Here is a 15,633-nt window from a genome sequence, read left to right on the forward strand (position 1 = left end):
CACCTTTCGCTAACACCTACCAAAATTCCTGCCGTCTTGATCAGAACGACTTTGGCAAAGCGACTCCGAACGATCGTTTGATCTGGAGTGCGGCTAAGCCTTGTCAGCTACATCCCAAACGAACGATGAAGCAATTCGGGCATCAGCGTCCCGAATCGCAAACTGCGACCAGATGTGAGGTTATGGAAGATCACCACTGCCGGACTAAACAGCGCTTTGTCCAGAGCATAGAAATCGTGGTTCGCTTCTTTGAACAGCTTCAGGAACGATTGCCCGTGCGAACTGCTGGAATTGGAAGGTGTCTGAGGTCCGATCTCTTCGATCAATTCGTCTTCGCACCGGACCCAAAGGTTGACGACGCTGCCGTACAGGATTGAATCGTTCGTGCGGCCAATGCCGGCCAGATCATCATTGGCCACCGGTGGCAGCGGAGCGGTCCCCGTCCCGCTGACGATAACGTCCACTGGAAATTTCAGTTCGTGAAGTTTGTGCATCGCCGTTTCTACAGACCTCGCCACAACCTGAATGTTACCGGCCTGAGATGCTGTAGGGGCGACAGCAAGAAATAGTTCTGCGTGTTTGGTGAGTTTCTCCCGGACGGTCTGTATGGCAGCTTCCGTTGGCAGAGATCCCGCTTCGAGAACTCCCACGCAAACGGGCCCGTCTTCCTGCGCGGGGAATTCGTCGAACAATTCCTCGGAAGCGGCGGCGGCTCGCATTGGTCCGGAACCCATTGCGAAGAAATCGTCTGTGGCAATCTTCCAGCCCGCGTACTGCGATTGCAGGCAGGCGGCTAACGGGTGGTCGGTTCGCACGAAGACCTGCGGCACGTCGATTAACGAACCAGCAGCGTGAAGATCGACGTGTCCCAGTCCGGCCATGCAGGTTCGCGCCAGAACGAGGCCTGCTTCTATGCCGCCCGGCGATTTCACGCCAAAGTCCAACACCTTTGCTTGTGCTAATTGTGAGACCTCGATGCGGAGATCGTCGGCATTCGATACGGCGTTCTGCAGGATTCTGGCGGAACGTTCGTTGAGCTGATTCAACATAAAGATCGGGTACTACGTGGCTGAATTTGTTTGCGATTGCCGCAGGGTGTCCAGAATAGCAAGCCAAATTGCAGCGGCCAGCGGCGGAAAATTGTTCCCGATTCCGGTATGCTAACCTTAACTTTCACACCACGCGCTCTGGAGATCTCACGTGACCGACCACCCCGAACTGTTAAACCTCCGAAACTTCAGCGGTCGCGTCGAATGGATTGGAACCACCTCAACAAAAAGTGGCCCGCTGGCGGCTCGGGACAAAATTGAACTTGTCGCTAATTGCGGAATCGTGGGCGAACACCATTTTCGTGAGAACAGTCAGTCGCATCGTCAAGTGACCCTGATTCAGAAAGAGCACCTGAGCGTCATTGCAGAACTGCTGGAAGTTGAAACCGTCGATCCGGCGGACCTTCGTCGGAATATCGTGGTGTCCGGCATCAATCTTGCTGCACTGGATGGCAGAGAGTTCCGAATCGGCAGCGCCGTCCTGAAGGGGACCGGCGATTGTCCTCCCTGCAATCGCATGGAGAAAAACCTGGGGCAAGGCGGCTATGAAGCCATGGTTGGCCACGGCGGACTGACATGCTTAGTCGTAGAAGGCGGCGAAATAGCGTGCGGGGATGCTGTGACCAGTTCTTAGTTGACGTCTGTACAGTGTTCTGCCGATGTGTTGGTTTTGTGGCGTAGCTGCGTCTGTTGAAACGTTCACGCGCTGTTCGATTTTGCGGAAGAATGCTGGAAAATCGAACTTGTCGTCCGAAGATGGGACAGGGAAACGGGTTAACTAATAACAACCGACCCATCATTGAATTCACGCAGGAAGCGGAATTCGGGCGTAGAGTGACAGGGAAGTCGTTTGATGTTTCTCAGTCGTTCCGGTCCCGATGTAAAGCTCTGGAATGCTTCTAAGTCACCTTCGCAGTCAATTGAAATGCAACGCTTCGCGCCGCAATTCCCGTGCTGCGCAGCGTCCGGCAGCCGCCGAATTGCTGGAAACCCGGCAGCTGCTTAGCGCCGTGACATTGCAGGTCGGTGCGTCGCAGGACACCACAATTTACGCCAGCGATGTCGACGCCAGTAACGGCAGTGGTGAGTTCCTTTTGGCGGGCAGTGGAACTCGCAGCCTGGTCAAATTCGATGTCGGAGGAGCCTCGATCCCGGAAGGCTCCACAATTATTGACGCCGTATTGGTATTGAATGTGGCCGCCTCAACCGGCGGTTCGGCCAGTGTGTCCGTGCATCGAGTCACTTCGTCATGGGGCGAGGCCGGATCAAATGCTCCAGGCGACGAAACCACTGGCGCCCCTGCCCAGAAGTTCGATGCGACGTGGTTGTATTCTTCATTCGACGGCGAGCTGTGGAACAACGAAGGTGGCGACTTTGGTGGCGCATCCGGATCGACGACAGTTGGCGAAGCGGGGGCTTATGAATGGATCGGCGGCGGCCTGATCGACGACGTTCAAGCGTGGATTGACGACGCTTCCACGAACTTCGGCTGGCTGATTCAGGCGGCGGCCAGCGGCGTAAAATCATTCGTCAGCAATAACGCTCCGGACGCCGGGCTAGCGCCGACCTTAGAAATCACATACGAAGAACCACCGCTGCCGCCCGCGATTGTGGAAGGTCGCATTTGGAACGACCTGAACGGCGATGGCATCCAGACGGATGCGCTGCTTTCTGATTTGCAGCTTTCAATCGTGAATGGCAACACCTACTTCGATGGGTTTGGCGGCGGCGAGCATTGGTTTAAGTCGACAGGCTCTGGTCGCTGGTACTTTCTGACGGAAGACGGCACGTTAACGAAGTGGTCAGGAGTTGGTGGAGCGTTAACAGGTACGGTCGTTGGCAAGGTCGATCCGAAGTTCTACCTTGAACCAGGTTTGGTCGAAACCAGCATTGGCGATCCCGAACCGTGGCTGGACGGCTGGACTGTCGAATTGATTGGTCCCGATGGGACGGTCGTGCAAACGACGGTGTCTGGTGGCCGCGATTCCAATGGCGATGATGCCATCGACAGTGTCACGGAAGGCGGCTGGTATCGGTTTGAAGTCGAACAAGGCGTTTCCTGCACCGTGCGTCAGGTGGTTCCAGACGGCTGGCACGAAAACGCAAAAATCACCTTCGATACGTCAGACTCTTCGACGCAGGCCATCAATTCGCTGGATCTGAAGCAGCAGAGTTCCTACTACGAAGATCTGGGCGGACTTGGTGAGAAGTGGTTGTTCGGCGACCAATCGGGCTGGCACTATATTCTTCCTTCCGGCGACTTGTACCGCTGGGATGCGAAGCCAATTACCAGTCAAAATCCGCTAAACGGGGAGTACGTGGCTTCGCCCGGCAAAGCCTATTTTGATGATCCCGGACTGCTGGCCAACGGCGGCTATAATTCAGATCCCAATATTACGAACAGTGACTTCCGTACCGACTTCGGCAACGTCCGCGAAACGATTGCCAAAGGTCGAGCGTGGTTGGATGTGCGACCAGATGGCTTTCGGAATGAGGATCTTGAGCTTGAGCCGATGCCGCCGCTGGTCGAGCTTGGTGATGGCGAGGCGTGGTTGTTTGATTTCGAGCGGGACGCATGGTTCATCATCGATACCGACGGACAGCCAACCTACTGGGGCAACTCAGCAGATGCAGCGGGGACCCAGGGATCTATCGATTCTGCACCATCGCCAGGCCCCCAGTTGACCGTAGAACCGTGGTTGAATGGACGCACAATTGAGTTGCGAGACGAGGATGGAGCGGTTGTCGCGACGACGACAACGGAGAGCATCGACTGGAACGAAGACGGTGAGATCGACTTCGAAACAGAGCGTGGCTGGTACGTTTTCGAAAACATCCCACTCGGCGCGTATACGGTTCATCAGGTGGTCGATTCCGGCTGGCGGCAGACAGCTCCGCACAGCATCGATCAAAGCCTGGCCACACAACTGGATGCTGAGTTCGGCTTTAGCACGACAACCAGCGACTTTCGCAACTGGGGTGGCCGCAACGAACGCTGGGTGATCGACCGAGACAACCGCTGGTATTTCATGCTGGAAGACGGCAGTCTGCACCGATGGGAAGTCGGCACCACGGCGGCCGGCGGCGGTTTGAAGGGGGAATTCATCGCCAAACTGTCAGCTCGCCATTACCTCGACCTGGAACTGCTGACAAATCCCGATACGTCCGGAGTGGCTATCGAGGTGGATGGCGAAAGAGACGCACTGCAAATTCTGTTTGGCAACTACAACCTGCTCGACGACGAGCTGTAAGACGTGTCTTCTGCGGTCGTTTTCAACCGTACAAAACGAAAGAAGCCCGGTTCAAAAGATGAGCCGGGCTTTTTTGCGTACTGGTGTGGTGATGATTTCAGGCTATCCAACTGGCGTCGCAATCACCTTCGCTGATTCAATCGTCGCTGGTGATTTCGGACGATCGCCTGCGTCCGTTGGGAGTGCTCCCAGTTTTCGCACGACATCCATGCTGGCGTCGTCGGCCGTTCGACCGAAGGCCGTGTATTGATTGTCCAGATGCGTGTGAGCACCCAGGCAGATGAAAAACTGTGACCCGGCAGAATTGGGATCGCTTGTGCGGGCCATCGACAGCACGCCTTCGACGTGTGGCGTGTCATTGAATTCGGCATCGATGTTGTAACCTGGTCCGCCGGTGCCAGTTCCCTGAGGGCATCCGCCCTGGATCATGAATCCGCCGATGATGCGATGAAACGACTGGCCGTCGTAGTAGCCGATTTTCGCCAGCCCAATCATGTTTGCGCAGTGTCCGGGTGCCACGTCGGGCATGAGATCCAGCAGAATCCGGCCGTGGTTGGTGTTGAGTTCGATTTGGTAAGTGTTGGCGTCGAAGTCAATTTCCTTCTGAGCTTCGCTGACTTTCGGCTGGTAGTTCGTGGCCATGATGTCCTGATGACTGGTGTGAAATAGAAATAGTGAGATCTCGTGATCAGGCGAAGCGTCGTTGATGGAGCAGAATTTGGCAAGCCACCGCGACCCGGCACACTCATTAATAAGCGTAGTTGCGGATTTCCGCGGAACCACATTCCTGTGGGATCCACGGTCCTCGTTCAGGCGGAACCAGTTGAGGGCCTGCTGAAGCAAATCGCCATGCCAGAGCTTGCTGCTCGGCAATTTTGCCGCATGAGACTGCGTATCGGATTGTGCCGCGAAGCTACCGCCCTAATGTCACTTTTACGCTAAACGGTTTGCCGTCGCGGATGACGTTCACTGTAATTGTGTCGCCTGGGTGGTGGCTCTCGACTTCAGACAGGAATTCATCCACCTTCAGAGTTTTCTTGCCGTTCACACCGACGATCAGATCGGCCACGCTGCGGTCTTCCACCTCAAACACGACGAAGCCGCTCTTGCGACGTCGTAGCTGAGGCCCTTTCAGGCCGGCGCGAGCCGCCGGGCCGTCTGGATCCATTCTCAGGATTCTTAGTCCGGCTTCTGTCTTCAGTACTTGCGAAATACCGATGTCCGGACGAATCACACGACCATGCTCAATCAGTTCCGGAATCACTCGCGAGATCAGGTTGGACGGGATGGCAAAACCGATGCCGGAGTTCTGGCCCGTACGACTGGCGATAGCAGTGTTCATGCCGATCAAACGCCCGTGAGCGTCAAGCAGGGGACCGCCGGAGTTGCCGGGATTGATCGCCGCGTCAATTTGAATGACTGACTTAATCGAACGAGCACGCGTGACGGGCAGCGTGCGATTCAGACTGGAAATGATGCCGGTCGTCATCGTGCGTTCCAGGCCAAATGGGTTGCCGATGGCAAAGACCTTCATACCGACTTTCAGAACGCTGGAATCCGCAATCGTCACAGGCACCAACAGTTCGGCAGGCGCATCGACTCGGATCACTGCGATGTCATTCACTGCGTCTCCACCTACCGTTTCGGCTTCATAAGTTTCACCATCAAACAGAGTCACCAGAATGCGCTGAGCTCCTTCGACCACGTGGAAGTTGGTGAGAATGTGCCCGGCTTTGTCGATCACGAATCCGGAGCCAGCGTCTTCCGTTGGGTTTTCGCGAAACAAAAATCGTTCGCCGCCAATTCGAGTCGCAATGTTGGCGACGCTGCGGTTATTCGATTCGTAGACGAAAGCTGCCGCCGCTTCATCCGGCGTTAATCCATCGGCATCGTAAGCTCGTGGCTCGGCCGTCTGATAAGCCGGTGACTGCGGCCGATTGCATGCCGGCGTGGGGATGTTTACGGGCGGGATTTGCAGGCCGGTGTCGTCTGCTGCCTGCTGCCCGCTTGCGGCTGGAAGACTGCTGGTCGGCGTCAGTAACCACGAGCCGAACACCATGCCAGCGGCGGCAGAGAAGAAGCAAATGGCAATCTGTTTCATAGCGGACTCCGTTCGTTTTCGGCGTGGAAATTCGCGTGCTTATGAGCGTGGAAGTGGCTTGCTCCGTTGCGGCCATTTTAACGCAAGTTAGGCGTACTACGTAGGCGTCTTTTTGGCGGCCGCTGCCTGTACCGCAAGCAGTTTTTTCTGGTATCGCCCCTGAACAAGGTCTACCAAAATCAGGACGGCCAGCACAAAGTAGAAGGTGCTTTTCGCCATAGGTTCGACAGCGTATCCGAACAGTTTTAGATGAGCCAAGTGGCCACCTTCAGACACCAGCATAATGCCCACGATGAACAGGATGAACAATCCCAGCACTTCATACATACGATTCTTCTGCAGAAAATCACTGACTCGGTCAGACAACCAAATCATCAGCACGCCGCTGAAAATGACGGCCAGTGACATGATGATCATTCCGCCGGTTTCGATCGTCTGAGCTCTCACGCCGTCGACTTCACTGGGTGTCGACGCGAGTGCGATGGCGCTGAGAATCGAATCAAAGCTGAAGACCAGGTTCATGGTGATAATCCAGAACAAGGCGCTTCCGACTGACCGTTTTTCGTCCGTATTTGTGGCGGCCGTAAGATCGTGGTCCGCCAGCATGTGGCTGATTTCTTTGATCGCCGTGTAGATAATAAACGCGCCGCCAATCAGTACGATCAGCGCGTGGACGTTCAGGTCGTAGCTGATGGCGTCCCAGTGCAGTTCTGTAAACGGATCCTGGAAGTGCTGGATGGCCTGAGTGACCACAATTAGCAACAGGATTCGCAGGATAATGGCCAGCCCGATGCCCCACTTGCGAACGAAAGACTGTTTGTCAGCCTCCACCCGTTTTGATTCGATAGAAATATATAAGAGGTTGTCGAAACCCAGCACAGCCTGCAGCAGCGTGAGCATCAGCAGGGTCATGATGTGAGCAACAATCGTATCCATGGTGTTTTCCAGCGTTTGAAGCTTCTGGCAATGGGCCGTTTTGCGAAGGGCAACGTTGGCGGACTGTAGTGGATTTCGCAAGCCGAATTCAATTGGGCCGTGAATTGTGCTGCGGAATCGAGTGGAGCTTGGTTTGCCGAACAGAACTTGTAGACTTCGCCCGGCGAAGCCAACTGGACTTTGATGCCAACGGGCCGGCGCCGACTACACCGCGGCAATTTTTGTGCGAACGCGAAACACATAGAGAACTCACATGGCCGATTGCAATTCGGACACACTGACCGCCGCTGACGCTTTAATCGACCTGGCACTGGCGGAAGACCTTCAGCAACTTGGCGACCTGACGAGTCAGGCAACCGTGCCAGCCGACCGTGACGCCAGCGTTGACGTTGTCGCGCGGGAAAGCGGGCGGCTTAGTGGTGTGGTGCTGATGGAGCGAGTGTATGCAGCACTCTGCCGCCGCGAAGGGCGCGATGAAGGTGTGGTTCGTGTTGCTGTTCATGTCGAAGACGGCAGCTTGCTGGAACCAGGCACCATTGTCGCCACCGTGACGGGACCGATTCAATTGCTGCTCACCGGAGAACGAATTGCCCTCAACTTTTTGATCCACCTTAGCGGCATTGCGTCAAAGACGGCCGAATTTGTGAAGCGTTCCGAAGGCAGCGGCGCCGTGATTCTGGACACTCGTAAAACGCTGCCCGGCTATCGACTTCTGCACAAGTACGCCGTGCGGTGCGGAGGCGGCGTCAATCATCGGATGGGCCTGTTTGACGGCATGCTGATCAAAGACAACCATCTTGCTGCGCGAGGTAACTCATCGGTGGCCGATGCCGTTATTGCGGCGCGAGAATTTCTGGCGGCGAAGTCGTTGGACCTGCCGGTGGAGGTTGAAGTCGACACACTGGAGCAATTGCGTGACGCATTGGCGGCAAAGCCGGAAATCGTGCTGCTGGACAACATGAAGCCGTCACAATTACAGGCTGCAGTCGCCCTGCGGAATGATCTGGCACCGGAAACTCGCTTGGAGGCGTCGGGCGGCGTGAATCTGGAAACCATTAGTTGCATCGCCGGCACCGGGGTGGACCGCGTCAGCATCGGAGCGATCACGCATTCGGCTCCGGCGCTGGATTTGGGTTATGACTGGCCTTGGAAAAAGTGAGCAGTGACTCACGAATCGGTAGTCTGAGATTTTTAGATTTGACACTGCCGGAGAATTTCAGCTCGGGTTCAACACCCGCGCCAGCACTGCCACTCGACACGCAGTTGCTCCGTTGGCTTTTAGCAGGCGAGCCGCTTCGCTGCATGTGGCTCCCGTGGTGACCACGTCATCGACGAGCAGCACGCGCTTACCGGCAATCATGTGAGCGTCCCGGATACGGAAGCCATCCTTCTGGTTCTCGAAACGCTGCTGAATTGAAACTCGTTTTTGCGGACGCGTGTTCCGGCTGCGGCGAAGGACGTGAAGGTCGGACTTTACTTTCAACGAACGCGACAACGCTGCTGCCACGATCGCTGCGGAATTGAACCGACGGGTGAGCCGAGCGGCCCAGCCCTGCGGAATCGGAATGATGATTTCCGGATCAAAATCGCGAAGTTGCGCACCTCGGTTGTCAGTCAGCAGATCCGTGAGCGATTCCAGCATCACGGTGGAAAACGACCACTTGGCGGACAGAATGGCATGCCGCAGAGATTCGTCGTACATGCCCAGACAGCTTAGCGAATCAAACCGGATCGGCTTGCCGCGACAGTGAACGCAGCCGTTGTCAGTCGTCACGAATGGGCCGACTTCCGCACCACAGCGGTCACACGTATACGGCAACTCGGGACTCAGTGCATTGCGACAAGTCTGACAGAACGCGGATCCGCCCGCTGCGTTCGTTACTCGGTCGGCCGTCGAGTGACACAGCAGACACGACCACGGAAACACAACATCCAGCCCCGACTGCAGAAAGCTCGCCACGGATTCTTTCAGTTTTGTAGTTCGGCCGCCGTTGCTCTGCATAGGCTCGTTACCCTCGACGTATCTTCAGGCTGGCAGGACGATCGTCGTCCTCGACCAACATCGCCGCACGCAGGTCCCGCACCGCAGACTCGGGATCTTCGCTGCCGATGACGGCGTGAGAAACCGCGATGCGATTCGCTCCACTTAGACGAACCAGCGAGACCGTATCGATGTTGATACCACCGATCGCGAACCACGGAACGAGTGAGCTTTCCGTAACAGCTTCTTTGGCGGCGTCCTTGACGAATTCGATACCCGGAAAACCGTCGAACTGTTTTGTGGACGACGGAAAGACGGGCCCGACTCCCAGATAGTCGGCTCCGCTGTTGCAGGCTGTCCGAATCTGGTTTAGGTCGTGAGTTGAAACGCCCAGCAACTGGTCGTCGCGTAACATGCTGCGTGCTGATGCGACTGAGCCATCGTCCTGCCCGACATGCACGCCGTGGGCTTCCGCTAATCTGGCGAGGTCACTGCGGTCGTTCAGAATAAACAGTGCTCCGGCCGCTTCGCAGGCTTGCGCCAGCCATCGACCGCGCGAGATGAGTTCATCATCGGCCAGGTGTTTTTCGCGAAGTTGGATCACATCCGCTCCGCCAGCCAACGCGGCTTCCGCTGTTTGCTGCCAATCCAGTCGACACAAGTCTTCCGTTAACAGCACGTAAACGATGGCCTGCTGCAGGCGATCAATTCGTTCCATGCGCGATGAAGGAACTGACACGTCGCCAGCGTCTGACATGTCTATCACCGACTGCAGGTATAACTGTTGTTCAAGCGAATAGGTTTGATAACGCATCTGTTTGATCATCGCCGCGAACGGCCCGCTGACTGTCTTACCGAATTCTTCGAGGCTTCTTAATGATTCCTGAACTCGACGAGCGTTCGCAGCAACCAAATCGGCAACTGACTCGCGGCGCTGTTCCTGTTCTGTGGTCAGCGATGTGCCCACATCATGCTCGACAGCTCGCTGAAGCAGCGGCGACACGCCTGCCGACTGAAGCAGTTGCTCGGCGGCAACCAGCTGATGTCGCAGCCGCTTGAGTTCTTCGGTGGCAGCGGCATCGCGCGAAACAAACCGCGCGAAATCTTCCAGCACACGCAGTCCTTCTCGGGTGCGATTCAGGTTGGCATCCAACACGGCAACAATTCGCTGTGATGCGTCGGTTTCCGAAACGAAAATGGAAGCGGTATCGCAGTCCTCATCTTCGTCTGTAAAAAGTCCCGGGGCCAGATCCAGATCGACGGCCAACACCGGCAGCGCTTCCGGTTCGCCGGATAATTGTAGTTCGACGTTTGCTGCCGTGATCCCAAGCGGCTCCAGCTGTGACTTCGCCGGTCCGTCCAGTTCAACCATGGCCTGCACCAAATGCTGGCTGCGCACCAGCGTCGCATCGTCACTGCGGCGGCAGATCAAGCGAGCTCGATCCAACAGTCCGGTCAACCACATTTGGTCGCCCGCTTTCGGGCCAAGGCCTGCCGACGGGAGATCGGGTGTTTCATCGGCAAGGATGACCTCTGCCGCATCCCCGTCAGATTGGCATTCAGTCAACGTCCGACAAGTTGCCGCCACGACCTCGCCAAAGCAGCCGTTTTCAATTTTGTGCAGCGTTAAACCGAGATTCTGCAGGCAGGTTCCGCCAAGCGATTCTTCCAGCAGAATGACGAGGACCAGATGTCCAACGTCAGCTGACGAATCACCCACGGCAATCGCATCAAATCGTCGACGGATGCGTTCGCACGAAGGAGTCGCCGCAATTTGTTGAAACGAATGATCCACTTGAACTCCTGAGGTGATGCATTTACCCATCAATTACGCGATCCGGCGCCGTTCGGATCATTGTTATTACCGCGATTCCTGCCAGTTCGCGGAATGCGGATTGCCGTATCCTGCCAGTTTTTTCCGAGAAGTTCGTTTTTAATCGAACCTTGCGCTGAAGTTTTCCGTGTTTATGGTGCCAGTTCGGTATTTGGCAAGCCAGGTTTAGCTGAACAAGCGTTTCGGAGATCGGCGTTGCGACGGTGATTTGGAAAACCCTTTAACGAGCTGTCTTGTCGCCGAATCGACTGCGACCTAGAATCCGGCATGACATTCGCTTGGAAGGTCATGCACGGAGCAACACTGTCAAAGTGGCGTGTTCAGGAGGCTGATTGGATATTCGTGTTTTGTGAACGGCAGGGCGTTAGCCGTCAGTCCTGCGGGAATTGTTTCTGCGGTTATCGCCCTGCGGTTCACTTGCATCGTTATCTGGCCAGCCTGCGAAGGGAACGGACTCAAATTGATTCGATGAGTGAAATCAGATGAACGGTGGTATGGCCGGTGAACCTCGGGCCAGGGCCGAATTTTGAATTTTGACGGTAGCTGGCAAGAAGCCGGTAAGTTCAGCAGTCTTTGAAGAAGCTGTTGTGACCGACTTTCAGACACACAAACGGAAAAGAGAAATCACATGTACGAACGCTTCACTGATCGAGCCCGCAAGGTGATGCAACTCGCCAACCAGGAAGCTCAACGATTTAATCACGAGTACATCGGGACTGAACACGTCCTCCTAGGCCTCGTGAAGGAAGGTTCCGGCGTTGCTGCCAACGTGCTGAAGAACCTCGATGTCGACTTGCGAAAAATTCGTATCGAAGTCGAAAAGATTGTCCAGACCGGTCCAGACATGGTCACGATGGGCAAGCTGCCTCAAACGCCGCGCGCGAAAAAGGTTATCGAGTACGCGATGGAGGAAGCTCGCAATTTAAATCATAACTACGTCGGCACCGAACACCTGCTGCTGGGGCTGTTGCGTGAACAGGAAGGTGTGGCGGCTCAGGTTTTGATGAATCTGGGCATGAAGCTGGACGACGTCCGCGACGAAGTCTTGAACCTGCTGGGTCATGGTTTGGAATCTGCAGAAGGCGCCGGAGCCAGCGAGCGAAGCGAAGGTGGTTCACAGCGCAGCGGTTCACGCAGCAAGACACCTGCGTTGGACAGCTTTGGACGCGACCTGACAGAACTGGCCCGCCAGAAAAAGCTGGACCCAGTCATCGGCCGCGAACGAGAAATTGAACGAGTCGTCCAAATTCTGTGCCGTCGTCAGAAGAACAACCCTGTTCTGCTGGGCGAAGCTGGAGTTGGTAAGACGGCGATCGTCGAAGGTTTCGCGCAGATGGTCGTCGATAACCTCGTGCCGGACCTGTTGGCCGATCGACGCATCATTGTGCTCGACCTCGCAATGATGGTTGCCGGCACGAAGTACCGTGGTCAGTTCGAAGAGCGGATCAAGGCGGTCATGAACGAAGTTCGGCGAGCCAAGAACACAATTCTGTTCATCGACGAACTTCACACTCTGGTTGGTGCCGGTGGTGCCGAAGGTGCGATCGACGCTTCCAACGTTCTGAAGCCGGCACTTAGCCGTGGCGAGCTGCAGGTGATCGGTGCGACAACTCTGGACGAGTATCGTAAGTACATCGAAAAAGACAGTGCTCTGGAACGACGCTTCCAGACGGTTGTTGTGAATCCACCATCGCCATCTCAGGCTGTAGAAATCCTGAAGGGGTTGCGAGAACGCTACGAAGAGCATCACCGCGTGCAAATCACGGATGACGCTTTGGAAGCGGCGGTTGAGATGTCAAACCGCTACATTTCGTCTCGCTGTCTGCCAGACAAGGCAATCGACGTGATCGACGAATCGGGCGCTCGCGTGCGTCTGAAGTCGATGGTGCGACCGCCAGACCTGAAGGAAATCGAGGACGAGATCCAACGGTTGAATCAGGCCAAAGAAGATGCAGTTGCTGAGCAGCAGTTTGAAAAGGCTGCGTCTCTGCGAGATCAAGCGGACAAACTTCGCAAGAAGAAGGACGAACTCACCGAGGAATGGCGTGAGAAATCAAAGCAGACCGACGGAGTCGTCGACGCAGAAGTTGTTGCCGAAGTTGTCGCCAAGATCACTGGCATTCCACTAACGCGACTTTCCAGCGAAGACACAGTCCGTCTGCTGCAGATGGAAGACGAACTGCACAAGAAAGTCATCAGTCAGCATGAAGCGATTACTCAGATCTGCAAAGCGGTTCGCCGCAGTCGCAGTGGTTTGAAGGATCCAAAACGGCCAACTGGTGCGTTTTTGTTCTCCGGCCCAACAGGTGTTGGTAAAACTTTGCTGGCGAAGACGCTTGCTGAGTTCATGTTCGGCGAAGAGGACAGTCTGATTCAGTTGGACATGTCTGAGTACATGGAGAAGCACAACGTCAGCCGACTGGTCGGTGCACCTCCAGGCTATGTTGGCTACGAAGAAGGCGGTCAATTGACGGAGAAGATTCGCCGCCGACCGTATGCTGTGGTGTTGCTGGACGAAATTGAAAAGGCCCACCCAGACGTCTTCAACATGTTGCTGCAGATCATGGAAGAAGGTCACTTGACCGACAGCTTTGGTCGTACAGTGGACTTCAAAAACGTCGTGCTGATTATGACTACGAACGCGGGGGCCAATAAGATGGCTCACGGTGGTAGCATGGGACTTCACACGCTTCGTGAAACCGACGACAAGCGGTCTTACGATGAAATGAAGACGAATCTGATGCACGAACTTCAAAAACAGTTTAAGCCGGAGTTCCTCGGCCGACTGGACGAAGTGGTTGTGTTCCGCAAACTGACCCGTACAGAACTGATGGATATCGTGGACATCGAACTGAAGAAGGTTTACGACCGCCTTCAGGACAAGGGACTGAAGATGATCCTGTCAAACGATGCTCGCGAATTCATCATCGACAAGGGCGAAACGAACGATGGCCTGGACTACGGTGCTCGCCCGCTTCGCCGCAGCGTAGAACGCTTCATCGAAGATCCGTTGTCTGAAGAACTTCTGCGTGGGACGTTCGAAGGTAAGAACGTCATCAACGTGGAAGTCACCGAAGTCGGCGATCAGAAGCAGCTGAGATTCGTCAGCGAGTACCAGGAAGAGCCTGCTGGCGAGCCAGAAGGTGAACCTGTCGGCGTTGGCTCCAGTGACGAAGCTTCGGAGTCATCTGACGGATAAGTTCAACCTGCGTGGTTGGAAGGATAACTAAGGCCGGTGCATTCGTATGAGTGCACCGGCTTTTCTTTTGCGCGGCAGGTCGTCATCGGTTCGCATTCGGATAAAACCCCTGTTGCCGGTACTTCAGTCGGGCGGCGCCCGTCGGCCGTGCCGGAATGAGTTCGCGCGAGACGTGTTTGTCCGTCAATTGTCGAATTCAGCGCAGCGAAACGAGCCGTTGAATTGCAGTCGGTGGTCGTGATCAATAAATTCGTGGAAATTTTGCGCAGCGAATCCCATTTGCTGCGGCTTCGACGGACTCCGACCGACAGCAGCCAGCGTAATGACGGAAACAATGGACGACATCAGCATCACCGCTCCGTGGCAGGAGCGGCATTTGCTGGGGCTGGAACATCTTTCGGCCGAAGAAATTGCCACCATTCTGGATCTTGCGGATCAGTTTCAGACGCTGACCGAAGGCGGGTCTAAAAAACTGACCGTGCTGAATGGCACCGTGGTCGCCAACCTGTTTTTCGAAAATTCAACACGCACCAAAACCAGCTTCAACATCGCCGCGCGACGTTTGGGAGCCGACACTGTCGACTTTTCGGCCAGCGGCAGCAGTCTGTCGAAGGGAGAAACTTTCGTCGACACGGCTCTGACAATTGAAGCTATGGGCGTCGACCTTGTGGTGTGTCGTCATCGTACGCCTGGTGCTCCTCACCTGCTGGCACGGCATCTGAAAGCCGGCGTCATCAACGCGGGTGATGGCACGCACGAACATCCGACCCAGGCATTGCTGGACATGCTGACGATTCGGCAGAAGCTGGGCCGAATCGAAGGATTGACGGTGGCTCTCGTCGGCGACATTCGACATAGCCGAGTCGCTCGGTCGAACATCCACGGCCTGTTGAAACTGGGCGCGCGTGTGATTGTCTGCGGACCTGCCACGCTGGTTCCTCGCACGATTACTCAACTGGGCGTGGAGGTGGCTTACAACCTTGACGAGATTCTTCCTCAGGTTGATTGTGTGAATCTGTTGCGAGTTCAGTTCGAACGCCAGCGAGGCGCCTTCTTCCCATCCATTGCGGAGTACGCTCACTTGTTCGGCATGAACGGCGATCGCATTCGAAAAGCCAAAGACGGCCTGCTGGTACTCGCCCCCGGCCCGATTAATCGTGGCGTGGAACTCACTCCGGAAGTTGCTGATGGGCCACATTCCGTCATTCTGAATCAGGTTTCGAACGGGCTGCTGATTCGCATGGCCTGTCTGTACCTGCTGGCAAAGAAAGCAGGCAAGTAA

Annotated in this window: 11 protein-coding genes; 5 read left to right on the forward strand and 6 right to left on the reverse strand. The window is 55.6% G+C overall.

All coding sequences use genetic code 11. The features are described from left to right. Positions 1 to 107 precede the first annotated feature (107 nt). Positions 108 to 1,049, reverse strand: coding sequence for a methenyltetrahydromethanopterin cyclohydrolase (mch, locus tag Fuma_RS01850; RefSeq protein WP_077022629.1), 942 nt, complete (start codon positions 1,047 to 1,049; stop codon positions 108 to 110). Between the two features lie 151 nt (positions 1,050 to 1,200). Between mch and Fuma_RS01855 the strand changes: the two genes are divergently transcribed. Together Fuma_RS01855 and Fuma_RS01860 are read left to right on the forward strand one after the other, a co-directional pair. Beyond that, entirely contained in the window at positions 1,201 to 1,683 is a 483-nt protein-coding gene (locus Fuma_RS01855; RefSeq protein ID WP_077022630.1) for an MOSC domain-containing protein, read from the forward strand. Positions 1,684 to 1,942: 259 nt separating this feature from the next. After that, a complete protein-coding gene (locus Fuma_RS01860; protein ID WP_077022631.1) occupies positions 1,943 to 4,300 on the forward strand; it encodes a DNRLRE domain-containing protein in 2,358 nt (785 codons plus the stop codon). A 102-nt stretch (positions 4,301 to 4,402) separates the two neighbouring features. On the opposite strand, the gene Fuma_RS01865 is transcribed toward Fuma_RS01860, so the two are convergent. The 3 genes from Fuma_RS01865 to Fuma_RS01875 all read right to left on the reverse strand — a co-directional run bounded on the left by Fuma_RS01865 (position 4,403) and on the right by Fuma_RS01875 (position 7,337). After that, positions 4,403 to 4,942: a peptidylprolyl isomerase gene (locus Fuma_RS01865; RefSeq protein WP_077022632.1), complete on the reverse strand. Its 540-nt coding sequence runs from the start codon at positions 4,940 to 4,942 to the stop codon at positions 4,403 to 4,405. A gap of 271 nt (positions 4,943 to 5,213) precedes the next feature. Then, a complete protein-coding gene (locus Fuma_RS01870; RefSeq protein ID WP_077022633.1) occupies positions 5,214 to 6,401 on the reverse strand; it encodes a S1C family serine protease in 1,188 nt (395 codons plus the stop codon). 96 nt (positions 6,402 to 6,497) lie between these two features. Continuing rightward, the gene (locus Fuma_RS01875; RefSeq protein ID WP_218922372.1) at positions 6,498 to 7,337 is read right to left on the reverse strand and encodes a TerC family protein; all 840 of its coding nucleotides are present in this window, start codon (positions 7,335 to 7,337) and stop codon (positions 6,498 to 6,500) included. Positions 7,338 to 7,590: 253 nt separating this feature from the next. Here Fuma_RS01875 and nadC point away from each other — a divergent pair, with 253 nt between their 5' ends. After that, positions 7,591 to 8,496, forward strand: coding sequence for a carboxylating nicotinate-nucleotide diphosphorylase (gene nadC, locus Fuma_RS01885; protein WP_077022635.1), 906 nt, complete (start codon positions 7,591 to 7,593; stop codon positions 8,494 to 8,496). A 57-nt stretch (positions 8,497 to 8,553) separates the two neighbouring features. On the opposite strand, the gene Fuma_RS01890 is transcribed toward nadC, so the two are convergent. Both Fuma_RS01890 and Fuma_RS01895 read right to left on the reverse strand, forming a co-directional pair. Beyond that, the gene (locus Fuma_RS01890; RefSeq protein ID WP_077022636.1) at positions 8,554 to 9,339 is read right to left on the reverse strand and encodes a ComF family protein; all 786 of its coding nucleotides are present in this window, start codon (positions 9,337 to 9,339) and stop codon (positions 8,554 to 8,556) included. Positions 9,340 to 9,346: 7 nt separating this feature from the next. Further along, positions 9,347 to 11,113 carry a thiamine phosphate synthase gene (locus Fuma_RS01895; protein ID WP_158520827.1) on the reverse strand — a complete coding sequence of 589 codons (1,767 nt, stop codon included), beginning with the start codon at positions 11,111 to 11,113 and terminating at the stop codon, positions 9,347 to 9,349. Positions 11,114 to 11,780: 667 nt separating this feature from the next. Here Fuma_RS01895 and Fuma_RS01900 point away from each other — a divergent pair. Continuing rightward, positions 11,781 to 14,351, forward strand: a complete 2,571-nt coding sequence (locus Fuma_RS01900) for an ATP-dependent Clp protease ATP-binding subunit (RefSeq protein WP_077022637.1) — start codon at positions 11,781 to 11,783, stop codon at positions 14,349 to 14,351. A 322-nt stretch (positions 14,352 to 14,673) separates the two neighbouring features. Then, on the forward strand, positions 14,674 to 15,633 hold the full coding sequence (locus Fuma_RS01910; protein ID WP_077022639.1) for an aspartate carbamoyltransferase catalytic subunit: 960 nt from the start codon (positions 14,674 to 14,676) through the stop codon (positions 15,631 to 15,633).

It is taken from the genome of Fuerstiella marisgermanici, assembly GCF_001983935.1.
Taxonomy (GTDB): Bacteria; Planctomycetota; Planctomycetia; order Planctomycetales; family Planctomycetaceae; genus Fuerstiella; species Fuerstiella marisgermanici.

Coding starts and splice junctions, on each gene's coding strand:
- Fuma_RS01890 (WP_077022636.1), bottom strand. CDS start 9,339: ATGCAGAGCAACGGCGGCCGAACTACAAAACTGAAAGAATCCGTGGCG.
- Fuma_RS01910 (WP_077022639.1), top strand. CDS start 14,674: ATGACGGAAACAATGGACGACATCAGCATCACCGCTCCGTGGCAGGAG.
- Fuma_RS01900 (WP_077022637.1), top strand. CDS start 11,781: ATGTACGAACGCTTCACTGATCGAGCCCGCAAGGTGATGCAACTCGCC.
- Fuma_RS01870 (WP_077022633.1), bottom strand. CDS start 6,401: ATGAAACAGATTGCCATTTGCTTCTTCTCTGCCGCCGCTGGCATGGTG.
- mch (WP_077022629.1), bottom strand. CDS start 1,049: ATGTTGAATCAGCTCAACGAACGTTCCGCCAGAATCCTGCAGAACGCC.
- Fuma_RS01865 (WP_077022632.1), bottom strand. CDS start 4,942: ATGGCCACGAACTACCAGCCGAAAGTCAGCGAAGCTCAGAAGGAAATT.
- nadC (WP_077022635.1), top strand. CDS start 7,591: ATGGCCGATTGCAATTCGGACACACTGACCGCCGCTGACGCTTTAATC.
- Fuma_RS01860 (WP_077022631.1), top strand. CDS start 1,943: ATGCTTCTAAGTCACCTTCGCAGTCAATTGAAATGCAACGCTTCGCGC.
- Fuma_RS01875 (WP_218922372.1), bottom strand. CDS start 7,337: ATGGATACGATTGTTGCTCACATCATGACCCTGCTGATGCTCACGCTG.